The organism is Niabella pedocola, from assembly GCF_021044425.1.
Lineage (GTDB): Bacteria > Bacteroidota > Bacteroidia > Chitinophagales > Chitinophagaceae > Niabella > Niabella pedocola.
Genome location: NZ_JAJNEC010000003.1, coordinates 78109 through 104222 on the forward strand (window position 1 = coordinate 78109; position 26114 = coordinate 104222).

Genomic DNA, 26114 nt, shown 5'->3' on the forward strand with positions numbered 1-26114 from the left:
TTTTACTTTGTGTTGTAAATCTCTTTAACCTCTTAACCCTTGCTGAACCTGTTATCTTATGCTTCTTTCGGGAGAATAAGGAACTATTTACTGATCTTCTTTTTCTCCTCGCTATGCCTTTTGTCAAGAGGGCAGCCGGTGTCTTTGTCCTTTCTGGAAGATAGCGTTGCCGTTGTTCATGGCGAAACGTTTTCTAACACGTTGCTGGTTACAAATCATTTGAATGAACCGGTGCTGTTAAAAAAGAGCAGGCCTGATTCATTTGCACTGATCCGTCTTCCGGATACATTATATCTGAATCCTGGTGAAAAGAAGGAAGTATTTGTAAAGTACCTGGCCAGTGCAGCGCTGATAAGAGCCATGGGCAATAAAATAAATATCCGGTACGATGCCGCGCAAAAAAACATATCGGCTGCGGCATCCTTTTTTATATTTAACCAAACCGGTCAGCAGTTGTTGGTATCCACCGTAAACCCGGTAAACTATCTGAACATGCAAACGCATGAAGGAAATGTGCAAGTAAAATGTATAAACAATGGTTATACAGATATAACGGTCCGGTTGCGGCTCAGGTCTTATCCTGAAGGCCTGGAGATAAATGACAACGATAAAATGATCACGCTTCCCCCGGGCGGACAGCAACTGTTGCATGTTGTTTTTCGTAGCCGGCTTTCACAAAACCTTACATCGGATTTTAATCTGTCTGTTCTGGCACTGGATCCTGCCACGGGTAAAGAGCTTGCTGCAACCTATACCAAAGTGCTTGTTTTAAGCAATGAAAAACGAGCGCTCATTGCAAGCACCACGGATGCAGCGCTGATCAACAACAGTGCGCAGCTTAGCTACTGGAACGCCGATAATGGATTAAGCTATTATCAGCTGGCCGCGAGGGGAGCGGTTGAGCCCGCTGCGGGGAATGCGCTTCGTTATCATTTAAATCTTAACTACTATACCCGGCCGTTTTCCGGAGCAGAAATGTACGATTCCTGGATTTCCTATAAGAACCGACACCTGGGTATACAAATAGGCAGTATCTCCGAAAATCTTGATTATTCGTTATTCGGCAGCGGTGTTAAACTGTCTTTTTTTCCTGACTCGGCCAATACGGTGAGTGGTTACTACATGAAAAATAATTACCTGATATTTTCAGCGGTAAACAATCAAAGAGATGCGGCTACCATTTGGGCGGCAAATTATACGCATGCTACTGAACGAAATACCAGCAGCCTGAGCTATTTAAACGGCAGCGATCCCTTCACAGGGGTGCAAACAAATCTTGTGAATGGTAAATCCGGATGGGAGCTTAAAGGAGATCAATCCCTGGAACTGGAGGCCGGTTACAGCCGCGAGTTGTTGCTGAGCGATCAACAGAAAGCGCATAACGGCTACGCAGGAGGACTCCGTTACCGGTATCATTCAGATAAATGGAGCATCTTATCGGACAACTATTACAGCACGCCCTATTACAGCGGTTTACGACGCGGTGCCTTATTATTACAGGAGCATGTTGATTACCGCGTTACGCCGCACAAGCATATTTTCGCACATTATGAGGTGGTGAACAATACCCCTCGTTATGAGGGCAGGTACTATCCGGCTTTTTTTAATACGAAGACTGCTCAATACCAGCTTGGGTTTGCAACGGCCATGAACCGCTGGTTGGTTAACCTGCGCTCTTATTTCTATACCCAGGCATTGCGCCAGAAGATCCTGAGTACGGATCTGGCGCTGCGTTCAGCATCGTGGCATGCCGCCGCCGATATTTCCTATAGCATCAACCGGCATGGATTTATGTTCTCTGGCGATTACGGGCGCGTAAAAAGTAATAACCCTTATTTACCGGGTAAAAATTATTCCGTATTGCAGGGCAAATTCAATTATAGCTTTAACCAGATGGGCTTTAATGCGCTGGTACAATACAATCCGTTCTATTTAATACAGGAACCATTGCCATGGCAGCAGGGAAAATTCAGACAGTACTCCCTGGGTCCTTATTTTCGATTTTCCTTTTTTGATAAGCGGCTGGAGTTAGAAGCCTCCGATAATTTAAGTTACTATGGATATTATCTTGGCGGATGGTCGAATACGGCCCAGGGACGGGCGATATTTTCTTTTCAAAATACCTGGCAGGCGGCTGCGCAGGTAATCTATAATTCCTATGAGCAGTACCGGGGCTATAATTTTCTGCAGACCCAGGTAAGCATTACGAAATCGTTTATGCAAAAAAATGCGCCCGGGTACAAGAGCCTGTCGGTTTTATTTTTTGGAGATAAAAATGCCGACGGTATTTGGAATAAAGACGAATATCCTGTTGAAAATGTCATCGCCATGCTGGATCAATCGCTGGCTCAGAGTGACCGCAAGGGAAAGATATCGTTCACAAACCTGGAACCTTCGGCACATAAATTGCGGATCGAGAATGGGAATGGATGGTGGCTGATGACTCCGGTCGATATATTCTTAAAGCATAATCAAACACTTAAAATTGCGCTTGTAAAAACAGCCGCTGTATCCGGTAAAGTTGTCAATGAAGGCAGCCGGTTTATACAGGATGCTCTTGATTTGGAAGGAATAACGGTTATTGCGGCGGGCAGCCAGGGCGAGCGGTTTACGACCATTACTGATGCGGAAGGGAACTTTTCATTTAACCTGCCTGCAAAACTTTTCAGCTTTACAACTGAAACGCAGAACAGCGGACAGTTTATTGCAAATCAACCCCAATCTGTAAACGTGAAGGAAACGGGTAATCCTCCTGTTATTTTCCATCTTTCGGATCAATCCAGGAAAATAGATATAAAGCAATTTTAGCGGTGGATTCAGGTATACAGCAGGAAGATGGCTAGCGCATTTATGATCTCAATTGAAAGTATAGCAATGCAATTATCGCCAGGCTCATCACTATAAACGTAAGCACACCCATTACATTGGAAAAGATACTGTTGGTATGCTTGTTCATTATTTTTTTATTATTGCATATATGTATGATCACCGCAATCATGACCGGTGCCGTCATACCATACAAGACCGCTGTATATATCAGCATTTTTAGCGGGCTGATTCCGATCAGATCAATACCCAGGCCCACAAGAAGGGAGGTGGCAAGCACGATGTAAAAGCCTGGCGCCTGATAAAATTTTTTATCCAGTCCTTTCTTCCATCCGAATGTTTCAGCTACAATATACGAAAGGGAACCGGACAATATAGGAATGGCCAGGAAGCCGGTACCGATAATGCCAATGGCAAATATAACGTAGGACATTTGCCCGGCCAGCGGCTCCAGTGCTTTTGCCGCCTGTTCAACCGTGTCAATTTGTTTTATATGACCATGCAGCACCATACCGGTGGTAAGTATGATAAAGAACATCACCAGGTTGGAGGCAAACATTCCTGTGGTTACATCCTGTTTCATTTCTGAAAGTACCTTTTTATTAACGAAGATTTTGGAGGCGGTTTTCTTTTTGTCCTCGGCTTCCATCGTGGCTTGCCAGAAAAATAAATACGGAGAAATGGTTGTACCTAAAATGGCAACCAGTATTTCCAGGAAATCCTTGTCAAAACGGATGATAGGGATAAAAGTGTGTTTTAAAACAGCTGCCCAATCCGGTCGTAGCAGAAAGGGAACAATGATATAGAGCAGCATGCTCAGGCATAGCCATTTTAAGATATTCGCGATTTTTTGATAGGAGAACTTTATAATTGAAATGAGTAAGAGCGCCGTAAATAAAATACAAAAAATATAGGAAGGAATGAATGGAATGAGCAAATGGCTTACCGCTCCCATTCCCGCAATGTCGGAGCCAATATTAAGTATCGTAGCAGGCACGCTAAATACCAGCATTAGGTATAGGATAAACTTCGGGTAGTGATTTTTTAAAGTGGTGGTAAGACCGGTTGAAGTGATGAGGCCGATCTTTGCGCACATGCCTTGTATGGAAGCCATGAGCGGGAAGGTTATAAAAGCCGTCCAAAGCGTTTGAAGTCCGAAAAGGGTACCGGCCTGCGAATAAGTGGCAATTCCTGAGGGGTCGTCATCACCGGCACCGGTTATAAGTCCGGGCCCCAGTATTTTGAAAAAATGTTTCAGGCGCGACTCTTTTTTATTGCTGGTTTTTTTGTGCATATGTTGATGTTGTATTTAGGACATGGGGCATCGTTAAGCGCCGTAACGACGGATAGCAGTTTTAAAATGCTATGGCGGGGATGGCTTCAAAATAACGGGTGGCAGTTCGCTAAGTAGCTGCATTGATTTCGCTTTTTTGGTGACCTGATGGCGGGTTTAACTTTTTAAACCGAAGACAACAACCATACCAGCATCGGTAATCCGTAATCCTGCATAGAAATATCGGGTAAGCACGCTCAAAAACATGCCTGGTCTGAATTGTGGGGCATGAATTCCTCACTTTTGGTTTGCTGCCGGTGGGAGGGCGCTGGTTGGCAGGCCTGTGCTGTGGCAGATGCGATGATACCTGGCGGTCATAAGCGCGGGACAACACTTTTTCAATGTGGCAAGAAATTTGAATATGTCCTTTTAGCTGCAGAGTAAAACGGAGCGCAGCAAGGTCTCTAAACAGGTTAACCTGTATTTTAGTAAGGGGATGTTCCGGTACCATTGATGGAGGGCCTTCAGCCAGGTTTATAACCCATACATAAAACAGTAACGAAGTGCCTGTGGCAGCTGAACTAAATGATAATAAAAGGATACTCCGAATTAACTGGAGAGAAAAATATTGTTAATAAAAAAAGATAAATTATGAGAGGTATATTATGGCTGGTTGCCGTTGTCTGTATTATTATATGGGTTTTGGGATTATTAGGCGTTGGCGGTGGAATGGGAATGGGTAATTTGATCCATATCCTGTTGGTGATCGCTGTTATCGTGATTTTGTACAATATCATTTCGGGTCGTAAGCCACTTGAATAGGCTCATTCGCCAGGGATTTACAGTAAATAATGGTGAAGCAGGAGGATGCTCCTGAGATGCCCGCAGTTCAGATATGGATCTGCCCGTTGTATTGATGGGCTGGAGCTGGTATGGACAGGGACCTTATATCCGGAGCTGTCAAAGGCTTGGAGCACATATGTTATTTTGATAATCGATAGGACGGAAAACGCGACCAGGAACAATGGAAGACCAACACAAAAAGATAGTAAGCCGTTTAACAGCTGCATTGAAAGAAGACCGCCCTGTTGAGATGAATCTGCCGGGAAATGGCCTCTTGAAGATTGAAAAGCCGGTTCCGTTTTTGATGATTCATAGAGTTTTTGAAGGTGCGGAAGATGCTTTTCCGGGCGGCTTAATAAAAGCGGAATCTTCTTTTTTAATTGCCGCTGAAAATAACGATGACCTGACGCGGCTGATTATTGAGACCGTGGCGCGTTTTTGCGGAGATCGGTTTAAAGGGTTCTTATTGCTGGAAGTATGGACCTCAAATGGCAATAGCGGTGCGCCTTATAATATTTATGTTGATCAGAAAAACGCTATCAAAACAGCTCAGTTACTTTCCAATGAGCTGCATGCGATGCCGTTTTTTCAGGGTAAGGACAAACCGGTAGTTAAAAAAGATGAGGCTGCGGGGTTACCCCGTAATACATTTCAATTGCTATACAGGGAGTTTCTGGAAAAGAACAATGGTATCGTCATCGGCCTGGAAATTGCTCCGCTTTATATCAACGAAGTAACTGGTAAGCCGTACCCGTTGCTTTTACGGGAATTAAGACAGGCATATAGCAAGGCACTCCGGAAATGCTTTTTTGAATTTATTCGCCTGCAAACATCGTTTAGCATACCGCATATCCAGATGTTGGGCACCACTATTATCGATAAAAATACCCTGGAGATTGACCGGCAGCTTGCTGCTTACAGTAAGTTATTCGATTTTCTGTTACTGGTTACGCCCATAAATGTTGCGGAGGCCTGGCAGGAGTTTCAGCATTCCAACTATTCCAGGAATCCTTTGTTTCGTTATCGTCCAATGCCCGTTGACCCGGAAATCGTTAAACGAAAAATTTATGACCTGCCTGTTGAAGAAATTGCAGATCCAACCATCGCATTTCTTTTCAGGGATAAGCGAAAGGAAATCGACCGGATGCTAAATATGATGCAGGAGCGGGAAAAGCATGATTTTATGTTGAGCAGCCTCCAATTATTCGGTCCTGTAAGCACCGGGCTTCTGGATATGGCCAAAGCCTTACTGGTGGCAATTGAAGTTGAGTCGCAGAAGCCGGCAGCTGATAAAATTTCCGCTACTGAATTTGCGGTATTGGCCCGGCAGGAACTGGAGTGGCTTGCGTTACAGGATAAGCATATCTCAACTTTTGTGCGGGTTGCGGATGATATAGAAGGTGTAATGGTGTCGAGAGGTGTCCTCAATGTAAATACGGCCTTTAACGTTTCGAAGCAGCGTGCATCGTCGCTGATACAACATGAAGTGGGTACGCATGTGGTTACGTATTATAATGGCAGGGCACAACCCTTGGAATTGTTTTCGATCGGTGTTCCGGGATATGAGGAATTACAGGAGGGGATCGCTGTACTTGCGGAATACCTTACCGGAGGTCTTACGAACAGCAGGTTGCGAACACTTGCGGCCAGGGTGGTTGCTGTGCAGGATATGATCAGCGGTAAAACATTTGCCGAAACATTTTCAATGCTCACAGAACAGTATAAATTTTCTCCCCAGGTTTCCTTTGGCATCTGTATGCGCGTTTATCGCGGAGGTGGTTTAACCAAAGATGCCGTTTACCTGAAGGGCTTCCTGAATATTATCAGCTATATTAAAAGCGGAAAAGAAGTTAAACAGCTATTGATCGGAAAGATCCGGGAAGATTACCTGCCGGTAGTTCAGGAGCTGATTCACCGCAATATTTTGAAACCGCCTCCTGTAACGCCGCGCTATCTTGGGTCGGATTTCGAGGATAAATTTAAATTGTTGAAACAGGATGGTAATATTTTTAAAATGATTCAATAAAAAAGCTTACTCAAATAATTTAATATGCGAATTGGATTTGTAATAAACGATTATAAAACAGAAGCACCTGCTTTTACGACGACTGCGCTCGCTTTGCAGGCCTGCAACATGGGACATGAAGTGGCCTATATTGCAGTTGAGGATTTTAGCTATACTAAAAACGGTCAGATGGGGGCACATGCCAGAAATGCTGCGGGTAAAAAATTCAGAAGTCCCAATGTATTTATGAAAGATACGTTTAAAGGCGAAAAACAGTTGATAGAAGCGGAACATTTGGATGTACTTATGTTGCGCAATGATCCCTCCGCAGATCTGGACGAGCGGCCATGGGCGCAATATGCCGGTATCGTATTTGGCCAATTGGCCAAGAACAACGGTGTTGTAGTTTTAAACAACCCCGATATGCTTGCCACGGCAACCAATAAAATGTATTTTCAATATTTTCCCGAAAGTATCCGGCCAGAAACGATTATTACAAGAAGTGTTGAGGAAATAAAGAGTTTTTATACCGCTCATAAAAAACATATTATACTTAAGCCGTTACAGGGATCCGGCGGAAGGAATGTTTTCATGGTAAACGAGCAGAGTGGAAATCTGAATCAAATTGTTGATGCTATTGGTCGTGACGGGTATATTGTGGCCCAGGAATACCTGCCGAAGGCCAAAAGGGGCGATGTCCGGTTGTTTTTGTTAAACGGCAAGCCGATAGAGGTTAGAGGCAAAATTGCCGCTATTCATCGGTTGCAGGCAGGTGGAGATATCAGAAGCAATATACATCAGGGAGGAAGTGTAACCGTGCCCCGGATCACAAAAGGGATCCGTGATATTATCGATATTGTAAGCCCCAAGCTGGTTAAAGATGGCATGTTTCTGGTAGGCCTGGACATCGTCGGTGATAAAGTGATGGAAGTAAACGTTTTTAGCCCTGGCGGTTTAGGCCATGCCAGCAGGTTAAATGGTGTTAATTATTTTGAACAGGTAATAAAGGCCATTGAAAGAGAATGTCCAGACTAAATGCCTGGAAGGTCAATGTTGTTTTTGGCATGCCGCAGTTAGGCCCATTGGCTAAGGTTTACAAACGAATTGAAAGAACCGGTTATTTTTTGATAATGCAAACAGTAACGATTATCGGCATCATCGCCAGCACCTGCACAGCGGTGTCGCTGCTCCCGCAACTTATTAAGATTATTAAAGAGAAACAGCCTTCGGATATTTCTTATTGGGTGTTGATAATCCTTATACTTGGTCTGATATGTTGGGTGATTTATGGAGTAATGGCAAAAGATCCCATTATCATTATAGCCAATGCCGTTTCGTTGATCATTAATAGCACATTGGCGACGTTGAATGTGCTGTATAAGCGGAAACGCTCTAACAGCTGATTGCTGCAGGTGTACCTGGTAATAATTTTTAAAGATCCATTAGACGATCTGATATTTTTACCACCTGGTATCTTGCAGCGTTAAACCATCCTGTTTTTATCGACGCTTCGATCAGACAGCGGGTAACCATTCTTTACCCGTTGTTCGGGTTCACCGGAGCCGGATATCCCTTTTCTTTTAATGCTGCAATGGGAACATATGCCTCTTTTTTACCCTTTACCGTACGCGTAACCGTGCCCTTGTTTGCCTTTTGCTCCCTGTTGCGGTCCTTGATAGCACTGTTCGAATCGGCGTCTGCATTGATGTCGAAGGTAGCGATAGGTTTTCCCCGACTGTCCATATTCATTTCCCGGATCGATGTATTAAGCGCCATCTTTTCCTGGCTGGATAACTTTGAAAAGTCAACTCCGTGGGTTTCTAAAATCCGCTTTGCTTCGGCAGGCGTATTGGTACCACGTTCATAAATATCCCTGTAAATAATCAGATTGCCGTCTTGTGCAACAATTGTTTCATAGCGTAATTCTACAGGGATGGATTGGTTTAACTGGACGGTTTTCGTCTTCGTTTTTGCATTTTCAAATAATTTTATGCTGTCGGCCGGCAGCGGAGTACCGGATATCCGGGCTAATAACATCGTGAAATTCTGGATTTGGCCGTTTGTGAGGCCCACGCAGCCGTGAGAGGCAAAATCGCCCAGCTTCTCAATTGCCTTGCCACCGTGTATCAATGATGGCAATCCGATCGGGATTTTGATCAGCCCCAGGGGATTGAGTTTGCTGCCGGCAGCAACCTTCCGGCCTGGCTGAAACTTTCCTTTCACCCATGCTTCGTCGGGGGGCGTCCAGGTGGGGTTAAAGATGATTTTTTCTGCAGCCCGCATACCGGTGGGCAGTGGAAATTCTGGATAGCCAACACCAATACGGTAGGTTTGTACGAGTTTGCCTTGCTGGTACACATCCATCCGGAAAGCAGGGGCATTTACTACAATACGGGTATCTGCCGGTATTGCGTTTGGTCTGGTTGGTAACAACCCTGCAATATTGCCCTGCGCATACCGCCTGGCGATCAACTGAAGTAGCCCCTTCGTTTTTTCATCACCGATTATTTTTTTTATTTCTTCCAGTGCGGATTGGCTTGCCTGGCGGGCTGAGCCGAAGCTATTGCCTTCTTCTGTGAGTGCGGCTACATAGCTGCCGGATACGGATTTTAATTGCTGTAATTGCTGTTTTGTAAGCTTTAGTTCTGATTGAAGCGCTGTTTCGAAGCCCTCTTCAAAGAATAATGCATCCAGTACCGGTAAGGTAATTCCGATGTTCTCTGTATTCGGGGCCTGGGCGGCCTTCGTTACCTGCGCTACAGGAATTTTCGACTCCTTATCTCTTTTTTCACGGCAGCTCGTGAAGAAAAATAAAATACCGGCACACAGGCATAAATATATTTTGTTCATGCTCCATTCCATAGATCGTAGTTTGTTTAATGTACAATGAAAATCATACCAGATTTTAAAAAAGAGGGGAGCCGGTTATTTGCGGGCCGTGGTACGGGTGTTTTTGTTAATGAAACCAGAAGAGATTTATTGATCAGAAATCGGACTGCTGTATATTTTAATGGATCAACAAGATAGCCCCATTAAAATTTAATTTTATAATCCAGATTAGCAAAATCATTGCATAACTTTAATATTGAAATTATAGTAACATAAAACCGTATTGTCTTATTAGGAAAAAGGAGTGTAATATGAAAGCGATCATTGTTACAGACCAGGAGGCCGGAACAGCGGGAATGCAGCTGGAGGAGCGGCCCGAGCCAGAGGCCTCATTGAACGACGTCATTGTTCAGGTTCAGGCATCGGGATTCACCAAAGATGAACTCACATGGCCATCTACATGGATGGATCGTGCCGGCCGCAACCGGTCGCCGTCGATTCCCGGCCACGAGCTGGCGGGAGTGGTTACAGCCCTGGGCTATGGCACAACCGGGTTATCGGTAGGGCAGCGGGTCTTTGGCCTTACCGATTGGCATCGCAACGGCACGCTTGCGGAGTATGTTGCTGTTGAGGCACGCAACCTTGCGCCGCTGCCTGCCGATGTAGACTTTACAGAAGGTGCGGCGCTTGTAATGCCGGGGCTTACCGCATGGCAGGGGCTGTTTGATCACGGGCGCCTCCGGTCCGGGCAAACCGTTCTTGTACATGGCGCAGCCGGCGTAGTTGGGTCAATGGCCACACAACTCGCCCGGGCAGCCTGTGCCTATGTCATCGGCACAGGACATGCGGACGGTTGCCAGGCGGCGCTTGGTTTTGGTGCCCATGCGTATGTTGATCTTGATAACGAGCAACTGCAGGATCTAGGCGGGGTGGACCTGGTGTTTGACATTTTCGGCGGGGCGATTGCCAAACAGTCGGCAAACCTGATCCGTTCCGGAGGAACATTGGTAACCATTGCTGGTCCAACAGATGCCCGACCGGATAACGGATCCACAATCGACTTTGTTGTAGAAGCGGATCGCAGCCAATTGAGAGAAATTGTACAGCGATTCCGCGAAGGACGTTTGCAGACAAACATTGGCATCCGATCTACACTTGACGATGCCATAGCCACCTTCAATGCAACCCACCGGGTCAGTGGAAAGACGATTATTCGTGTAAGGCATTAGAAGCTCATGTGCCGGGGGACGTCGTTCCGTGATCATCGTTGTATGATCTTTGGGAACCAAGGAAATTGGGTGCAGGCATATTGAAAATTGGAGTAGCCACTCATGTCTGGCTCTTTTTGCGCTTGCGCTCTGTTGTTTGTCTAAACGTTCAAATGCCCGGATAACTTTTTAATCGGCATAGGCTATTAGTCCGCTCTGGCTCTGCTCGGCCATATCCAGCAGCAGAAGTAATTTTCTTACATCTGCGTCTGCCTGCAATCTCTTTTTAAAAATATACTGCCTGATTTGCTTAATGAATTCCGCATCCAGCCTGAGGTCGGTGTAAAAATCATGCTGTAGGCCTATGACTCCACTGTTTTTCAAATGATCAAATGTTTGACGGTCCAGTCCTCCAACAAATTCCAGCCCTGCCTGCTCCGGATAATCCGGCTGGGGTTGACCATCCTGGATGATGTAAAAATCTAGCATTTCTGTTGCTTTAAAACAAAGAACGTTTACATGAAATAGCAAAGATAGTCTGGACGCTTTAAACCAGATGCGGAGTGTTATTTTCTGTTCTGCAATGCGCTAAAATCACAAAAAAGATTGTTGAAATCCCCCGCCCATCTTGCAGGGCTGGCGCTGCTCTTGGTTACTGTTAAACGCAAAGTACACGGAGAATACGCTAAGATCGCGAAGAAGATTGTCGAAAGCCTTACCTACCTTACAGGATTGGCGCTGCTTCCCATCATGTTAAACCGCAATGATCGCAAGGAATGTGCTGGTATTCTTACAGAGAAGACTATTGAGTTCTGAACGCAGCGTCCGTGCGCTCCGCGTGTTTTTCGGTTAAAACATATCCGCAAGTCCAAAAAGAATTAGCCTCGATCAAGAAGGAGACCATTGAATTTTCCGCGTACCTTACAGTGAAAACCCGGAATGATTGCATCCCCCGTGAAACCACCATTAATCCTCGCTTTCAGAATTATCGGGGCTTACTTCCACGATATCATTCATAATAAAAACGCCCGTCGGGAAAAAGGCGCCCAGTCTCTTCTGGTAGGCCTGGGCATCCTGCCTGGATGTAAAATTGCCCACTTTCACTTTAAAATAAGGAGATTGGTGCCACATATAAGGTTTCAGCTCCGGAAAATTCGAATAGATCTTTGTACGGGCGGCCATCGCCTCCGCCTTGTTATTGGTACTGATCACCAGCAGCCGGTATCCGGGTGCGGTTCTTCTTTTGGATGAATTTCGGGTGGACAGGTTGTTCACTTCCGACTGCTTTTTGAGCAACAGGTCGATCCTCGGATCTTTGTACACAGCCACACCGCCCGTTTGTGCCCATAACCGGGTGCACAGGAATAGCATCAAAAGAGGTAATACGTACTTCATATATTATTGCGTTATGCGGTTACCGGTCTATCATCTGTTGGATCACTCCTCACTTCTAATAGATTGACGGATACCGGGATAAGTTGCACAAAAATAATGCTACAAATGAATAACTTTACGCAAATAAGAACGGGAGCCCGTTTTTCCCGAAAGATAATTTGCGCTATGAATGCTTCTGTTGAATATATCGGCTATTTAGCCATGGCCTTACTGGTGATCTCATTCATCCCAAAACAATTAAAGGCGATACGGATCATTAATTTTGCCGGTTGCATTTTTTTTGTACTTTATGGCATCCTGCTGGGCTGGAAATGGCCCATCATTATTTCCAACGGATTGATCGCAGTGATCCAGCTTTACCACCTTTTTGTTAAAAAGCAGCCTCCAATCGAAGATAAAAGGGCTTGATTGTGATTTGCTTGCATTATTTTTGAATCTTTGCACCCCATGATGCAACCATCAGTCGCTATTGTTATTCTCAACTGGAATGGTAAAAAATACCTGGAGCAATTCCTCCCGGGTGTTGTTCAAACCCATTATGCCCCGTTGCAGGTAGTAGTAGCCGACAATGGGTCTACGGATGATTCGGTTGCGTGGTTGCAACAGCATTTTCCGGAAGTTCGCATCGTCCGTTTTAGTGAAAACCACGGATTTGCAAAAGGATACAACCTGGCACTGGAGCAGGTTTCAGCCGATTATTACCTGCTGCTCAACTCCGATGTACAGGTTACAGAAGGCTTTATCGGGCCCCTGCTGGAGCTGTTGGAGTCCGATGCCTCGCTGGCCGCCTGTCAGCCCAAGATCCGTTCCTACAACCATCCTCAATACTTCGAATACGCCGGAGCGGCCGGCGGGTGGATGGATCATTATTGTTATCCTTTTGCCAAAGGCCGGGTCTTTGATTTTACGGAAACAGATGAAGGACAGTACGATGTTTCTGCGCCCATATTTTGGGCCAGCGGTGCTGCATTATTTATCCGCTCAAAGGTCTATCACGAAGCCGGGGGGTTCGATCCGTATTTTTTTGCGCACCAGGAGGAGATCGACCTCTGCTGGCGTATCCAGCTGCTGGGATACGGGATCCGCTCCTGTCCGCAATCGGTTGTTTACCATGTCGGCGGTGGCACCCTTCCAAAAGGCAATTCTTTAAAAACCTATCTTAATTTCCGCAACAACCATATCATGATGTACAAGAATATGTATGGCTGGAGGCGGCTATATGTAATTTTTCTAAGAGCAGTACTGGATGGGGTTTCAGCTTTTAAAAGCCTGCTGGGCGGAGATGGCGGTTATTTTGTTGCGGTTGCCAGTGCCCATCTTTCCTTTGTAAAGTGGATGCTGGTAGATCAGAAAAAAAGCATCTTTCCCAAAAACAAAAAAGGCAATTTAGAAGGATTGCTCAAAAAGAACATTGCATGGGCCCATTTTGTCAAAGGGAAAAAAAAGTTCTCGGAAATTGTTGACAAAGAAGTGACAAATTAATGAATAGATCCTTATTTTTGCGACACAATATTACTGATATAGAATGGAACATAATTTCGACGTTGAGCAAATAAAAGAGCAGGAATACCAGGAAGAATTGAAGCAAAGCCAGAAAAAGGATTTCAAATTCAGCTGGGTTTCTACTTCTGCCTTTTTATTTTACCTGACTTTTGCATGCCTCATCCTGTTTACCTGGGGAGGTTGCTACCGTCTTTATACGAAGCGTTTTGAAAAGCCGAGTGTTCAGGTTCAGGAGAGCACTCTGTATACTCCAAAATATAAATAAAAAAAATTGCTGATTTTTTTTGCAGTTAAAAAAAATCCCTTATCTTCGCAACCCCTTAAGTAACAAGCCAATACTTAAGAAAAGCAAAAAGTTCTTATTCATGCGGAAGTAGCTCATTTGGTAGAGCACGACCTTGCCAAGGTCGGGGTGGCCGGTTCGAGCCCGGTCTTCCGCTCATAGAAAAAGGTCCTCTCAATAGAGAGGATTTTTTTTGGGCTCCGGTCCTCCTGTATATTCGGGAGCCGGTTACCGGAAACAGTTCTTACATTATTGCCCTGGTGGTGGAATTGGTAGACACGCAGGACTTAAAATCCTGTTGGCAGCAATGTCAGTGCGGGTTCAAGTCCCGCCTGGGGCACATAAAGGCCTTGCGATCAGATGATTTGCAAGGCTTTTTTTATTTACCCCTGTATCAGATTTTTGCCGCTTTTTTAATCTGCTGTATCAGCATTTCCCTCTTTATAAATGTGGCGATCAATGATGGCTGTTTGCACAGTACCAGGCACACAATTATTTATTTAAACGTAAAAGATTTACTCAGCATCGTCTTCTCCGCCTATTTTGCATTTTACATTAACCGAGAGCGGCGCCATCCTGCAAGGTGCCCCAGGGTTTCATCCCATTGTTTATATCCAAGCTTAAGCCCTGTTTTTAAAGGCCGGCTGCAATTGAATCACCTGTTTGGTGCCTGTTATTTTCCAATGACCGGATTATCAGTTATTTTTGTTGGATGACGGATAAAATACAATTGCTGGCAAAGCAGTTTGCACCGGAGTTGATCGAAGTGCGCCGGTACCTGCATGCACATCCAGAACTGAGTTACCAGGAGTACGAAACTTCAAAATACATACAGGCTCGTTTAACAGATCTTGGTATTCCCTTCGAAGTAAAAGCGACCACCGGGGTGATCGGATTGCTAAAGGGGCGCAACCCGGAGAAGAGAGTGATCGCCCTGCGGGCGGATATGGATGCACTGCCCATCCAGGAATTGAACGAAGTCAGCTACCGCTCGGTTCACGAAAATGTGATGCATGCCTGCGGACACGATGTGCATACCGCCTGTTTACTGGGTGCGGCAAAGATCCTGAACGAAATAAAAGATACATGGGAAGGAACGGTTAAACTGATCTTTCAGCCCGGTGAAGAAAAAAACCCGGGAGGTGCCAGCCTGCTGATAAAAGAAGGTGTATTGGAACATCCGGCTCCCGCAGCGATATTCGGGTTGCATGTACACCCGGGGCTCGAAGTGGGCAAACTCAGCTTCCGTGGCGGAAAGGTGATGGCCAGCGCTGATGAACTTTATATTACTGTAAAAGGAAAAGGAGGCCATGCAGCCGCTCCCAATGTATGCATCGATCCGATCCTGATCGCATCCCACCTGGTGGTGGCGCTGCAACAGGTGATCAGCCGGCGCAATAACCCGCAAAACCCGACGGTATTGTCCATTACCGCAATTAACGGGGGCACCACTACGAATGTGATCCCGGATGAGGTAAAATTAAAAGGAACCTTCCGTGCCATGAATGAACAATGGCGGTTTGAGGCCCACGATATCATACGAGGTATTGCTGAAGGTGTGGTGAACGGGATGGGAGCGAGCCTGGACCTGCATATCGATGTAGGGTATCCCAGCGTATATAACAATGAAGCACTTTCTGCACAGGCCGCGGAATTGGCGGTAGCATATGCCGGCGCTGCGCAGGTGGGCGAAACGGAGATCCGTATGGGGGCCGAGGATTTTGGATATTATACCCAACAGATACCGGGCTGTTTTTACCGGCTGGGCGTGATGAACGTAGCACAGGGGATTACTGCCGGTGTGCATACTCCCCGGTTTAATGTGGACGAAAATGCAATTGAACTGGGAATGGGGATGATGGCCTGGCTGGCTGTTGCCACCGATTTAACAAAACTGAAGGGATAATCCGTGACCGCATTGCATCATTCAAAAAAAGCATCATGATTAGAGCAACAATCGCCGGGGTATTCTTTACTATATGCTCCTTAACCGCCGCCGGACAATCGAAAAGTGACTCTTCAAAAACGGCGCGTGATTTTTTGATCGAGCAGGAGGAAAGTCATGGCAAGCATCCGGATAGCCGGAACCGGAACCGGATCGAAAATATTAAATCGGAAAAAGACGGCTCGTCTGCAACGGAGCAGGTAACCTCAAAGAAAAAGAAAAAATGTTGTTTTCTTTTTTGCCGTAAAAACAGGAAATAAAAGCAGTGGCCTTTCGTCCGGGATAACCGGCTGCAGCGTCTGCTGGATGAATGATACTGGTTACCGGAGCATATTGTCGTAATACTGTTTCTTCAGCTGAACTTTAGGTAAGGATGTGGCTGCCCGGCCGCTGGTACCTGTGGTTATTGCCACCTGTACCGGAGTGCCGTCCACAAGATCCAGTGCCGCCTTAGTACAATCTTCTGTTACATCTCCCCAGGCTTTGTCTACCCCGTCATATATTTTAAGCTCCGGCGCAAAGCCGTCATAAGAAACCTGCTGATCGGAGCTGTTCTTGGTCATAAAGGAAACCGTCCAGAAGGTTACTTTCTTGAACAGGTCTATCGGGAAAAATCCCACGGGCTTGCCAAAGGTGTTATCATCACCGATGAGTTTGATATTCCCGTTGAAATAAGGTTTCAGGTCATTGATCAGGAGTTCGGCGGATGATGCGGTTTGGTCGCCGATGATCACGTATAAATTCGTCGGGTTGATGGGAAATCCTTTTGAATTATCTGTTTTATTAAAATTGACCGTATTACCACTGGATTCCGGTTTATAATAGGTGGGGCTGTAGGAGTGCCGTGTACGCATCAGGGTATAGTTGCCGGCCTGCAGGTCTGCATTGTAGTAATAAGTATACATTTTATTACTGCTGCTTACTGTTGCGGGGGACAGGCTATTGGCCAGGTAATCCTGTGTACGGGTAAACCCTCCGTTGTTATAGCGCAGGTCCAGGATGATATTCTTCACGCCTGCATTTTTAAAGGATCCGAGCGCCGTTTCAATCGCTGCCCGTGAATCTTCCAGCAGGTCGAAGAATTTGTAGACCATATACCCGGCTTTTGCACCCTTGGGTGATTGCAGGATATTGGAGTATAATACCGAAGAAGGAATAAAGGAGGCAATGGACAGATCGAGTGAAACCTGTTCGCCGCCTGGTTTCTCAAAAGTCACATTGGCGGATTTGGTGGTTTCATCGTAGAACATATTATTCAGGATGTCTACGGAAGACTGGTTATATCCCAGAGCCGTATTGTTCACTTTTACGATCTTCCAGGTGCGCTGTACACCCTTTTTTCCCGCATCGGAATTCGGATGCACATAGGTAACAAACCAGCCGGCAAAGTCGGAGGGTATTGCGGTCCTCCCTGCTATAGGTAGCCGGCTTTTCCACCCGCTTTTTACAAAGAAGCCATAGCTGCTTTCCGGCTGGGTGGCCATGCTGCCTGTTTCGGCATTGTAATAATCGGTGGCATAACTGTACCCTTTCTCTTTATCATGGGCATTGGTGTTCCGGACAGCGGCAAGGGTTGCTTCAGCTGTTTCCAGGTCGGTGCCTTTCGCATATTGCCGCGGGTTAAATGATTCATAGGTTGTATTGGTGCGGATCTCGTCCCAGAAATAGATCTCCCTGGAAAACAGGTAAACGGAATCCGCCACCCGCTGAATTTCGGTACTCCCGTCATCGGGTTTTACATCCACATCTTTTTTTTTGTCTCTGCAGGATGCAGCCAGTAACAGCAGCAGGCCCCCAACAGCGCCCATATTAAATACACGCATAGAATCCGGGAAAATTTATGAAAAGATAGGTATTAATTGTTTTTTTTATGTAAAAATTTTGATAACTTTTGGTATACCTGTTCCGGGGTTATCTCCTGCATACAACCTGCTTCCCCGTGAACCGGGCAGAGCTTATTGCCAAAAACAGAAGAAGGACGGCAGGGAAGATCGGTTTGGACCGCATTTTCCGGATCCTGTCCCCAACCATAAAAGCCGAGCCAGGGGTGGGTGCCTCCCCAGATGGAAACCACGGGCACTCCGTAAAGTGACGCCAGGTGCATATTGGCGGAATCCATGGTAAGCATCACATCCATCTGGGCGATCAGTTGTAATTCTTCCGCGAACGTATACCGGCCGGCAGCCACGCGGATATTAGGCTGTCCCGCTGCCCATTGCTCCAATACCGGGGCCTCCGCCTTGCTGCCAAATAAAAAGATCCTATGGTTGGCATCCTGCTGTAACAGCCGTACTACCTGCTCCATTTTTTCAAGCGGATACATTTTGGCCGCGTGCTTTGCAAAAGGGGCAATCCCAATTTGGCATTGCTGGTGTCCGCTATCCGATGTCTGACTGCTGATAGCTGATACCTGATGTCTGACTGCTGATAGCTGACTGCTGATGTCTGACTGCTGATAGCTGATACCCGATGTCTGACTGCTAATCTCCACAGGAACCCCAAGCTGTCCGAATACATCGGCATAACGCTGAAACGTGGTTTTTAAAGGGTGTAACTTTTTGTTGTGAGGTCTGGTGAGCTCTTTTTTTTCACTACGGCCTTTGTCGATCACGGCAATCGGAACAGGACCCAAAAAACGGCGGATGATCTTGGTGCGCAGCACATTGTGCAGATCGGCTACTGCATCAAAGGGCACATCCTTTTTTAGCCGGCGGGCCAGTGTGATTAGTCCGCGCAGGCCTTTGTACTGCTTCCGGATATCGGCACCGAAAAAATGAAGCCGTTCGATATTTTCAAAAAGCGGGGCATGAAAAGGCACCGATACCATGGTTACCCGCAGCCCGGGATGTTGTGCCAGCAATAGCCGGAGCACCGGAACGGTCATGGCTGCATCTCCCAGTGCAGAGAACCGGAACACCAGTATATGTTTGGGAGTGGCCTTCATTATTGTTTTTGCTGGTAAAGTACCGGGTTCAGACTTTCATCGTTGTACATCTTCATTTGTTTGTACACTTTCATGTACTTTTTCCCGGCAGCAATATCGTCGAGCAGCTGGTCAATGGCCGTGGAAAGATCCGTCCGTTGCATTTGCAGCACCTGGAGTTTGGCTGTGCAGGCTTCACGGTGCGCTTCCGAAGCATTTGGGCGGGTAGCTTCCTGCTGCATATGATAGATCTTCAGTTCCAGGATCGACAGACGGTCAATAGCCCAGGCCGGACTTTCGGTGTTGAACGCGGCATCTGCAGCCGGTGATATCGGACTGTATTGTTGCAGGAACCAGCTGTCGATATACTCCACCATATCGGTGCGGTGCTGGTTCGAGCTATCGATCCGCCGTTTGATCTCCAGGGCCTTCACCGGGTCAATCAGCGGATCGCGGATGATATCTTCCAGGTGCCATTGCACGGTATCGATCCAGTTTTTTTCATACATCAGGAACTCAAGAGTGCCTTTTGCATAAGGGTTTTGAACCGGGGTATCCACATCATCCGTTTTATGATAATCGGTGATACTTTGCTGAAAAATAAGGATCCAGTCTGCCGTGTGCATGATCAGTTATTATTAAGTAACGGTAAAAATAAATTTAAATATCCTGCAAATGTAAGTGTTTGGTACTTGAGATCTGAGATTCGAGATTTGAGACTCGAGTGCTGAAATTTAACATTTGGGATTTAGAATTTAGTATTTAACCTAAGCTTCCTCGTAATTCAGATCTTTATGAAAGGTTTCCGGCAGGGTGATAACGGCAATGGTGGAAACCAGCATAACGATAACGGCGGTAATAATAGCGCCGTTTACATACCCAACGGTTCCGATGCCCCGTATTTCCTTAAAGAGGAAGAGGATCAGCGGAAGCAGTCCCCGTACAAAATTAGGAACAGTGGTAGCCGCCGTAGCCCTTAGGTTGGTGCCGAACTGCTCTGCCCCAACAGTTACAAAAATGGCCCAGAAGCCGATGCTGAAACCGAGGAAAAAGCAAAGCGTGTACATCCACCCGGCACTGCCATTCCATTGAGTGGTAAAATAAAGCAGGATGGAAAGCATGGTAAGCGCATAATATATATATAATGCTTTTTTCCGGCTTTTCAGCCACTGGCTTACCATGCCGATGGTAATATCTCCAAGGGCAAGTCCGATATAGGCATACATGATTGACCGGCCGGGGTCGATATCTTCCCGGATGCCGAATTGCCTGCCGAATTCACTGCTGAAGGTAATGAGCACCCCAATCACAAACCAGGTAGGGAGGCCGATAAAAATGCTTTTCAGGTATTTGCTGAAGCGCTCCCGGTTGTTGAACAGCATAAAAAATTGTCCTTTTTTCACATTGCTCTCGCTCATGCGGTGATACATGCCCGATTCCAGTACCGAAATGCGTAACAGTAACAAAAGAATACCCAGTCCGCCCCCGATGAAATAACAGGTGCGCCAGTGGAATTCTTCTTTTATCAAAAAGGCAACTGCAGCCCCGAGTACACCAAAACCCGCAACAATAGACGTGCCGATGCCGCGCTTTTCCTTTGGCAGCAGTTCTGCTACCAACGTAATACCGGCGCCCAGCTCACCGGCAAGACCAATACCCGCCAGGAATCGGATGGCCGTATATTGTTCTACGGTTTGAACAAAGCCGTTGCAGATATTGGCAATAGAGTAGATCAGGATCGATCCGAAAAGCACTTTTACCCGGCCTTTTTTGTCGCCCCAGATGCCCCAGAGAATGCCGCCGATCAGCAACCCGGCCATTTGAGCCGAAAGGATCCATTCGCCTTTGGTGGTGATTTCATCAGCGGTTAATCCCAGTTCTTTCAGGCTGGGAATGCGGATGATGCCAAAGATGAGGAGGTCGTAAATATCAACGAAGTAACCCAGTGCAGCCACCACTACGGTGAGACTGAGAATGGAAGCTTTTTTTTCTTGGTTCATATGGCGTTGGGAGGTTATTTTTTTTGATCCAGGAAATAATTGACCGCCAGCTCATAGCCCTTTAATCCAAGCCCGATAATGCTGCCGGCAGCTTTGGCGCTTACATGTGATATCTTTCTGAACTCCTCCCGGGCGTGTACATTGCTGATATGTACTTCGACAACCGGTGTGTTGATGGCTGCAATGGCATCGCCAATGGCCACCGAAGTATGGGTATAGGCGGCAGGGTTGAGGATGATGCCAGCTGCTTCAAATCCGTATTGTTGCAGGGCATCCACAAGTTCCCCTTCGATATTACTCTGGAAATAATCAAAGCGGATCTGCGGGTATTTCGTCTTTAGCTGATCAAGGAACGATTCAAAACTGGAGCTGCCGTAGATACCAGGTTCCCGTTTGCCCAACAAGTTGAGATTGGGGCCATTGATAATAACAAGATGCATGTATGATATTTTAATGGGCTAATATAAACATTTGACAGAGGAAACTACTTATTTAGAATTGAAATTTTAGCATTCCATGCGGTTTAAATACCTTGATGCTCCCTTGCGAAACCCTTACATTTAAACGAACTGCACGCTGCAACGGGAATAATTTTGCGCAGGTTTTGTGTTTTGGCCGGGTTCGGTTATTTTTAAATAAACCTTTTAATATGACCATTCGCAAAATAGGCCTGCTGATCGGAAGTTTGCGGGCCGCCTCCTACAGCCGTAAAGTAGCACAGGAACTGATACAGATGGCGCTTCCGGGCCTGCACCTGGAAATCGTGGAGATCGGCGATCTGCCGCTGTACAATGAAGACCTGGAACAGAGCGTTCCGGAGCCCTGGCATCGTTTCCGCGAGGCCATCCGGGCCAAGGACGGGATTATTTTTGTAACACCGGAGTATAACCGTTCGGTTCCCGGCTTGCTTAAGAACGCTATAGATGTGGGATCCCGGCCTTATGGAAAAAGCGTATGGAACCGAAAACCAGGTGCGGTGGTAAGTGTTACACCAGGCGGACTCGGTGCTTTTGGAGCCAATCATCACCTGCGGCAGTCCATGGTGTTTTTAAATGTACCCATGATGCAGCAACCGGAAGCCTACCTCAGTAATATTGCCGCCTGCTTCAATCATCCCCAGTCGGAGGACAGGGCACGGTTGGATAAATTTTTGAAAGGCTTTCTGGAAGCCTATGCCGCATGGGTAACTGAAACGGCCCCGAAAGAAGCCTAGTATTACATCTGGAATAAAGCCCGGAGCTCTGCCGCATCGGTTGGCTTCATCTTGCCTCCCAGGATCAACCGCAGCTGCCGGCGGCGGAGCGCTCCTTCAAAAAGCAGCAGCTCTTTTTCGGTCACCGGGTCCAAGGCCGGCACGGAAGTAGGTTTTCCATGTGGATCCAGACCTACAAAAGTATAATAAGCCTCATTGCTTTTATACCGGTAGCGGTTTACCAGGTCTTCCCCATGTACCACCATATGTACTTCCATAGAGGAGTTGAAGGCACGGGTCACTTTTGCTTCAATGTGCACGGAGTTGCCCAGTTTAATGGGGTTTTCAAAGGAAATATTATCAACAGATGCCGTTACTACCGGAAGGTTCGCATGTTTTTGTGCAGATAACGCAGCGGCAATATCCATCCAGTACATCAGGCGTCCGCCCATCAGGTTTCCAAACGTGTTGGTATCATTGGGCAATACCAGTTCGGTCATCACAATCAGGCTGTCTGAAGGGTTCTTCGCCATCTTTAAATTTTTTGCAAAAGTAACAGGATACGGCTAATTTAGAAAACCGCTGTTCAAACGGTTGCACCTGGTCATTTTTTTTGCACATAGAACAGGTGCCAACCGTACCTTTGCCGGATATTGTAAAGGTTATATGCAAGAAGAAAAATTACCGGTTTCATTCGATAATACGGAGTTCGCATTTAAATACAAATCGGATAGCGAGTTAAAAGGAGCAAGACTGCTGTTTTCGATGATGGGGCAACCGGCATTGGTAAAACTGGGTACCCGCATCACGCCCTGGGCGATCAAAAACAAGCTACCTATAAAGGGATTGGTAAGAAGCACGATCTTTAGGCAGTTCGTGGGTGGTGAAACACTGGAAGAAACCGCAAAGGTTGCGGCCCGTTTAGGACAGTATCAGGTACAGGTGATCCTGGATTATGGGGTGGAAGGGGGTGAAGATTCTGAAAAGGAATATGATCACGCAGCGGACGAGTTTATACGGGTGATTGATTATGCGGCAACGCAATCCAACATTCCGTTTATGAGCGTAAAGGTGACCGGCTTTTCGCGATTTTCGCTGCTGGAGAAGATCGACGGGTTGATGACCACGGCCAGCGGAACCCTGATCAAACGCTACCTGCAGGTGATCGAGCAGCTGGATACCGCTGAAAAAGAAGAGTGGCACCGGGTGCGCACCAGGCTGCTACGGATCTGTGAACGGGCAGCGGAGAAAAAAATAGGCGTGTTGATTGATGCCGAAGAAACCTGGATACAGGATCCGGTAGATGCATTAACCATCTTAATGATGGATTCTTTTAATAAGATCACACCGGTTATTTATAATACCGTGCAATTATACCGGCATGACCGGCTGCAATTTCTGAAAGATTGTTATGAAGCTGCGGTGGAGCGTAATTTCCTGCTGGCCGTAAAACTGGTACGCGGTGCCTATATGGAAAAGGAACGGGCACGGGCAGCAGAAAAGGGCTATCCCTCGCCCATACAGCCGGACAAGGCCAGTTCAGACCGGGATTACAATGCAGGCGTACAGTTCAGTCTTGAACACCTGGACCGGATTGCGCTGGTTATTGCTACCCACAATGAAAAAAGCAATCTGGATGCAGTGGCCTGGCTACAGCAATACCAGGTTCCGTTCAATCATCCGCATGTACATTTTAGCCAGTTGTATGGGATGAGTGATAATATCACCTTTAACCTGGCGGCCGCCGGGTGCAGTGTTAGTAAATACCTGCCGTTCGGTCCCATCGAAGATGTGGTTCCGTACCTGATGCGGCGTGCACAGGAGAACACATCTGTGAAAGGGCAAACAGGGCGTGAGCTGGGACTGATCCAGGCAGAGCTGCAGCGGAGAAGAAAGGGCTAGCAGGCCGCTGGAAGCGATTTTTCTATAAAACCGTATTTTCTGGGGTGTAAATCAAATATTCCGTTCATGCGTATACGTGGACGGTTTTTTTGAATAAAAATATGTAATCGATTACATTATTGTAAAAAATAGTATATTTATTCCCTGGGTACCGTCAGTTGGTTTGTGCAAAAACGTTGCCCGGCGTTTTACAGATTCTTAAAGCAAATTTATTTTTATGGCAGAAACACATTATGATGCAATTGTGATCGGTTCCGGCATCAGCGGCGGCTGGGCCGCCAAAGAGCTGTGTGAAAAAGGGTTAAAAGTGTTGTTACTGGAACGTGGCAAAGAGGTGAAGCATATAACCGATTATGTAAATGCAGGGAAGGCTCCCTGGGAATTTGAACATCGTGGTGATATGACATGGGCACAAAAAAAACAGTATCCCAACCGCATTCGGGGATTCGGTCCCAGCGAGATCAACCTCGACTGGTGGGCCAACGATGCTGAAACACCCTATACCGAAATCAAGCAGTTCAACTGGTTTCGCGGGTACCAGGTAGGCGGGCGCTCGTTACTTTGGGGTAAGCAAACTTATCGCTGGAGCGATATCGATTATGAAGCCAATGCCAAAGACGGGATCGCCATCGACTGGCCGGTACGCTATCATGAAATTGCACCCTGGTATGATCATGTGGAACGTTTTATAGGAGTGAGCGGCAGTATGGAAAATCTTCCGCAACTGCCGGACGGGCAGTTTTTACCGCCAATGGAAATGAATATTGTTGAGAAGGATATTGCCGCCCGTATTAAGCAGGCCTATAACGACCAGCGCCGTATGATCATCGGCCGGTGTGCGCATCTTACAGAGGCGTTGCCCGGACGGAACAAGTGCCAGTATCGCAATAAATGTCACCTGGGATGCCCTTACGGCGGCTATTTCAGCACGCAGTCGTCTACATTGCCCGCCGCCATGAAAACCGGAAATCTTACCCTGCGCCCCTGGAGTATCGTGTCCCGGATCCTGTACGACAAGGATAAAAAGCGTGCAACAGGAGTGGAGGTGCTGGACGCCGAAACCAATAAAACCTATGAATACAAGGCGAAGATCGTTTTCCTTAATGCTTCCACACTTAACAGCAGCTGGATATTGCTAAACTCCGCCACGGACGTGTGGCCGGGCGGATTGGGCAGCAGCAGCGGCGAATTGGGACATAACCTGATGGACCATCACCTGGGCTCCGGCGCGGGTGGCCGGGTAGAGGGGTTTGAAGATATGTATACGTATGGCCGCCGGCCCAATGGCGTGTATATTCCCCGGTACCGCAACCTGAACGGGGAGAAGCGGGACTATATCCGGGGATTTGGTTACCAGGGTGGTGCCGGCAGGGGCCGGGGGACCAGGGCTGCTGAAGAAATAGCAGTGGGCGCTGCATTAAAAGAAGCGCTTACGGAGCCCGGAAGCTGGAACGTATGGATCGGGGGTTTTGGGGAGGTGTTGCCCTATCACGAAAATGTGGTTACACTGGATAAGAACCGGAAAGATAAATGGGGGTTGAATGTGCTGGCAGTGGATTCGGAATTAAAAGAGAACGAAAAAAAGATGCGGAAAGAAATTGTTAGCGATGGCAAGGAAATGCTGGAAAAAGCCGGTGTAAAGGATGTATATGGTTTCGATAATGACGGTATCATGGGGCAGGGAATTCATGAAATGGGTACCGCCCGCATGGGCCATGATCCCAAGACATCCGTGCTGAATAAATGGAACCAGGTATGGGATGCACCCAATGTATTTGTAACCGACGGATCGTTTATGACGTCGGCGGGTTGTGTGAATCCTTCACTCACCTATATGGCCTTTACCGCGCGGGCAGTGGATCATGCCATTGAGGAATTAAAGAAACAGCATCTTTAAGAACCCGTGGCATTCCTGTTGCGCTGCGTCATTGCACAAAATTGGAACCGCAAAGAGCAAAGCACACAAAGAAACGTGAAGTAATACCAA

At 46.8% G+C, this 26114-nt stretch carries 23 protein-coding genes and 2 tRNA genes; 15 read left to right on the forward strand and 10 right to left on the reverse strand.

Annotated features, from left to right (window positions below; genetic code table 11):
* The first annotated feature begins 39 nt into the window (after nt 1–39).
* The gene (locus LQ567_RS01505; protein ID WP_231002326.1) at nt 40–2808 is read left to right on the forward strand and encodes a carboxypeptidase-like regulatory domain-containing protein; all 2769 of its coding nucleotides are present in this window, start codon (nt 40–42) and stop codon (nt 2806–2808) included.
* Between the two features lie 40 nt (nt 2809–2848).
* Here the strand turns inward: LQ567_RS01505 and LQ567_RS01510 are convergent, their stop codons facing one another.
* The gene (locus LQ567_RS01510; RefSeq protein ID WP_231002327.1) at nt 2849–4120 is read right to left on the reverse strand and encodes an NRAMP family divalent metal transporter; all 1272 of its coding nucleotides are present in this window, start codon (nt 4118–4120) and stop codon (nt 2849–2851) included.
* Between the two features lie 630 nt (nt 4121–4750).
* On the opposite strand from LQ567_RS01510, the gene LQ567_RS01515 reads away from it, so the two are divergent.
* The 4 genes from LQ567_RS01515 to LQ567_RS01530 all read left to right on the forward strand — a co-directional run bounded on the left by LQ567_RS01515 (nt 4751) and on the right by LQ567_RS01530 (nt 8350).
* Nucleotides 4751–4921, forward strand: a complete 171-nt coding sequence (locus LQ567_RS01515) for a lmo0937 family membrane protein (protein WP_231002328.1) — start codon at nt 4751–4753, stop codon at nt 4919–4921.
* 202 nt (nt 4922–5123) lie between these two features.
* Nucleotides 5124–6968, forward strand: a complete 1845-nt coding sequence (locus LQ567_RS01520) for a flavohemoglobin expression-modulating QEGLA motif protein (RefSeq protein WP_231002329.1) — start codon at nt 5124–5126, stop codon at nt 6966–6968.
* 24 nt (nt 6969–6992) lie between these two features.
* On the forward strand, nt 6993–7982 hold the full coding sequence (locus LQ567_RS01525) for a glutathione synthetase (RefSeq protein ID WP_231002330.1): 990 nt from the start codon (nt 6993–6995) through the stop codon (nt 7980–7982).
* The gene (locus LQ567_RS01530; RefSeq protein WP_231002331.1) at nt 7970–8350 is read left to right on the forward strand and encodes a SemiSWEET family sugar transporter; all 381 of its coding nucleotides are present in this window, start codon (nt 7970–7972) and stop codon (nt 8348–8350) included. The genes LQ567_RS01525 and LQ567_RS01530 overlap by 13 nt, the downstream gene beginning before the upstream one ends.
* Nucleotides 8351–8483: 133 nt before the next feature.
* On the opposite strand, the gene LQ567_RS01535 is transcribed toward LQ567_RS01530, so the two are convergent.
* Entirely contained in the window at nt 8484–9797 is a 1314-nt protein-coding gene (locus tag LQ567_RS01535) for a L,D-transpeptidase (protein ID WP_231002332.1), read from the reverse strand.
* Between the two features lie 290 nt (nt 9798–10087).
* Between LQ567_RS01535 and LQ567_RS01540 the strand changes: the two genes are divergently transcribed.
* The gene (locus LQ567_RS01540; protein WP_231002333.1) at nt 10088–11005 is read left to right on the forward strand and encodes an NADP-dependent oxidoreductase; all 918 of its coding nucleotides are present in this window, start codon (nt 10088–10090) and stop codon (nt 11003–11005) included.
* Between the two features lie 168 nt (nt 11006–11173).
* Here LQ567_RS01540 and LQ567_RS01545 read toward each other — a convergent pair whose 3' ends face one another.
* A complete protein-coding gene (locus LQ567_RS01545; RefSeq protein WP_231002334.1) occupies nt 11174–11473 on the reverse strand; it encodes a hypothetical protein in 300 nt (99 codons plus the stop codon).
* 477 nt (nt 11474–11950) lie between these two features.
* The gene (locus LQ567_RS01550; RefSeq protein ID WP_231002335.1) at nt 11951–12379 is read right to left on the reverse strand and encodes an SPOR domain-containing protein; all 429 of its coding nucleotides are present in this window, start codon (nt 12377–12379) and stop codon (nt 11951–11953) included.
* 165 nt (nt 12380–12544) lie between these two features.
* On the opposite strand from LQ567_RS01550, the gene LQ567_RS01555 reads away from it, so the two are divergent.
* From LQ567_RS01555 to LQ567_RS01580, 6 genes are all read left to right on the forward strand, one after another.
* The gene (locus tag LQ567_RS01555; RefSeq protein WP_231002336.1) at nt 12545–12787 is read left to right on the forward strand and encodes a uroporphyrinogen decarboxylase; all 243 of its coding nucleotides are present in this window, start codon (nt 12545–12547) and stop codon (nt 12785–12787) included.
* 39 nt (nt 12788–12826) lie between these two features.
* Nucleotides 12827–13861, forward strand: a complete 1035-nt coding sequence (locus LQ567_RS01560) for a glycosyltransferase family 2 protein (RefSeq protein WP_231002337.1) — start codon at nt 12827–12829, stop codon at nt 13859–13861.
* Between the two features lie 388 nt (nt 13862–14249).
* Nucleotides 14250–14322, forward strand: a tRNA-Gly gene (locus tag LQ567_RS01565).
* Nucleotides 14323–14419: 97 nt separating this feature from the next.
* Nucleotides 14420–14505, forward strand: a tRNA-Leu gene (locus tag LQ567_RS01570).
* A gap of 372 nt (nt 14506–14877) precedes the next feature.
* Entirely contained in the window at nt 14878–16071 is a 1194-nt protein-coding gene (locus LQ567_RS01575; protein WP_231002338.1) for a M20 metallopeptidase family protein, read from the forward strand.
* 35 nt (nt 16072–16106) lie between these two features.
* Nucleotides 16107–16370, forward strand: coding sequence for a hypothetical protein (locus tag LQ567_RS01580; RefSeq protein WP_231002339.1), 264 nt, complete (start codon nt 16107–16109; stop codon nt 16368–16370).
* A gap of 60 nt (nt 16371–16430) precedes the next feature.
* Here LQ567_RS01580 and LQ567_RS01585 read toward each other — a convergent pair whose 3' ends face one another.
* The 5 genes from LQ567_RS01585 to aroQ form a co-directional block, all read right to left on the reverse strand.
* Nucleotides 16431–17933: a S41 family peptidase gene (locus LQ567_RS01585; protein WP_231002340.1), complete on the reverse strand. Its 1503-nt coding sequence runs from the start codon at nt 17931–17933 to the stop codon at nt 16431–16433.
* Between the two features lie 32 nt (nt 17934–17965).
* Nucleotides 17966–19054 (reverse strand): glycosyltransferase family 9 protein, encoded by a 1089-nt coding sequence (locus LQ567_RS01590; RefSeq protein WP_231002341.1) that lies wholly within the window; start codon nt 19052–19054, stop codon nt 17966–17968.
* Nucleotides 19054–19659 (reverse strand): DUF4254 domain-containing protein, encoded by a 606-nt coding sequence (locus tag LQ567_RS01595; protein WP_231002342.1) that lies wholly within the window; start codon nt 19657–19659, stop codon nt 19054–19056. The genes LQ567_RS01590 and LQ567_RS01595 overlap by 1 nt, the downstream gene beginning before the upstream one ends.
* Nucleotides 19660–19800: 141 nt before the next feature.
* Entirely contained in the window at nt 19801–21033 is a 1233-nt protein-coding gene (locus tag LQ567_RS01600; protein WP_231002343.1) for an MFS transporter, read from the reverse strand.
* A 14-nt stretch (nt 21034–21047) separates the two neighbouring features.
* The gene (aroQ, locus tag LQ567_RS01605) at nt 21048–21473 is read right to left on the reverse strand and encodes a type II 3-dehydroquinate dehydratase (protein WP_231002344.1); all 426 of its coding nucleotides are present in this window, start codon (nt 21471–21473) and stop codon (nt 21048–21050) included.
* A gap of 209 nt (nt 21474–21682) precedes the next feature.
* Between aroQ and LQ567_RS01610 the strand changes: the two genes are divergently transcribed.
* A complete protein-coding gene (locus tag LQ567_RS01610) occupies nt 21683–22246 on the forward strand; it encodes an NADPH-dependent FMN reductase (RefSeq protein WP_231002345.1) in 564 nt (187 codons plus the stop codon).
* 2 nt (nt 22247–22248) lie between these two features.
* On the opposite strand, the gene LQ567_RS01615 is transcribed toward LQ567_RS01610, so the two are convergent.
* Nucleotides 22249–22758: an acyl-CoA thioesterase gene (locus LQ567_RS01615; RefSeq protein WP_231002346.1), complete on the reverse strand. Its 510-nt coding sequence runs from the start codon at nt 22756–22758 to the stop codon at nt 22249–22251.
* A 133-nt stretch (nt 22759–22891) separates the two neighbouring features.
* Here LQ567_RS01615 and LQ567_RS01620 point away from each other — a divergent pair, with 133 nt between their 5' ends.
* Nucleotides 22892–24127, forward strand: a complete 1236-nt coding sequence (locus tag LQ567_RS01620; RefSeq protein ID WP_231002347.1) for a proline dehydrogenase family protein — start codon at nt 22892–22894, stop codon at nt 24125–24127.
* 217 nt (nt 24128–24344) lie between these two features.
* The gene (locus LQ567_RS01625; protein WP_231002348.1) at nt 24345–26024 is read left to right on the forward strand and encodes a GMC oxidoreductase; all 1680 of its coding nucleotides are present in this window, start codon (nt 24345–24347) and stop codon (nt 26022–26024) included.
* Nucleotides 26025–26114 lie beyond the last annotated feature (90 nt).

Excerpts from the sequence above, each read along its gene's own strand:
- LQ567_RS01620 (WP_231002347.1), top strand. The coding sequence starts at position 22,892 with ATGCAAGAAGAAAAATTACCGGTTTCATTCGATAATACGGAGTTCGCA.
- LQ567_RS01625 (WP_231002348.1), top strand. The coding sequence starts at position 24,345 with ATGGCAGAAACACATTATGATGCAATTGTGATCGGTTCCGGCATCAGC.
- aroQ (WP_231002344.1), bottom strand. The coding sequence starts at position 21,473 with ATGCATCTTGTTATTATCAATGGCCCCAATCTCAACTTGTTGGGCAAA.
- LQ567_RS01600 (WP_231002343.1), bottom strand. The coding sequence starts at position 21,033 with ATGAACCAAGAAAAAAAAGCTTCCATTCTCAGTCTCACCGTAGTGGTG.
- LQ567_RS01540 (WP_231002333.1), top strand. The coding sequence starts at position 10,088 with ATGAAAGCGATCATTGTTACAGACCAGGAGGCCGGAACAGCGGGAATG.
- LQ567_RS01575 (WP_231002338.1), top strand. The coding sequence starts at position 14,878 with ATGACGGATAAAATACAATTGCTGGCAAAGCAGTTTGCACCGGAGTTG.
- LQ567_RS01525 (WP_231002330.1), top strand. The coding sequence starts at position 6,993 with ATGCGAATTGGATTTGTAATAAACGATTATAAAACAGAAGCACCTGCT.
- LQ567_RS01590 (WP_231002341.1), bottom strand. The coding sequence starts at position 19,054 with ATGAAGGCCACTCCCAAACATATACTGGTGTTCCGGTTCTCTGCACTG.
- LQ567_RS01520 (WP_231002329.1), top strand. The coding sequence starts at position 5,124 with ATGGAAGACCAACACAAAAAGATAGTAAGCCGTTTAACAGCTGCATTG.
- LQ567_RS01580 (WP_231002339.1), top strand. The coding sequence starts at position 16,107 with ATGATTAGAGCAACAATCGCCGGGGTATTCTTTACTATATGCTCCTTA.
- LQ567_RS01615 (WP_231002346.1), bottom strand. The coding sequence starts at position 22,758 with ATGGCGAAGAACCCTTCAGACAGCCTGATTGTGATGACCGAACTGGTA.
- LQ567_RS01510 (WP_231002327.1), bottom strand. The coding sequence starts at position 4,120 with ATGCACAAAAAAACCAGCAATAAAAAAGAGTCGCGCCTGAAACATTTT.
- LQ567_RS01550 (WP_231002335.1), bottom strand. The coding sequence starts at position 12,379 with ATGAAGTACGTATTACCTCTTTTGATGCTATTCCTGTGCACCCGGTTA.
- LQ567_RS01530 (WP_231002331.1), top strand. The coding sequence starts at position 7,970 with ATGTCCAGACTAAATGCCTGGAAGGTCAATGTTGTTTTTGGCATGCCG.
- LQ567_RS01610 (WP_231002345.1), top strand. The coding sequence starts at position 21,683 with ATGACCATTCGCAAAATAGGCCTGCTGATCGGAAGTTTGCGGGCCGCC.
- LQ567_RS01535 (WP_231002332.1), bottom strand. The coding sequence starts at position 9,797 with ATGAACAAAATATATTTATGCCTGTGTGCCGGTATTTTATTTTTCTTC.
- LQ567_RS01595 (WP_231002342.1), bottom strand. The coding sequence starts at position 19,659 with ATGCACACGGCAGACTGGATCCTTATTTTTCAGCAAAGTATCACCGAT.
- LQ567_RS01555 (WP_231002336.1), top strand. The coding sequence starts at position 12,545 with ATGAATGCTTCTGTTGAATATATCGGCTATTTAGCCATGGCCTTACTG.
- LQ567_RS01515 (WP_231002328.1), top strand. The coding sequence starts at position 4,751 with ATGAGAGGTATATTATGGCTGGTTGCCGTTGTCTGTATTATTATATGG.
- LQ567_RS01545 (WP_231002334.1), bottom strand. The coding sequence starts at position 11,473 with ATGCTAGATTTTTACATCATCCAGGATGGTCAACCCCAGCCGGATTAT.
- LQ567_RS01560 (WP_231002337.1), top strand. The coding sequence starts at position 12,827 with ATGATGCAACCATCAGTCGCTATTGTTATTCTCAACTGGAATGGTAAA.
- LQ567_RS01585 (WP_231002340.1), bottom strand. The coding sequence starts at position 17,933 with ATGCGTGTATTTAATATGGGCGCTGTTGGGGGCCTGCTGCTGTTACTG.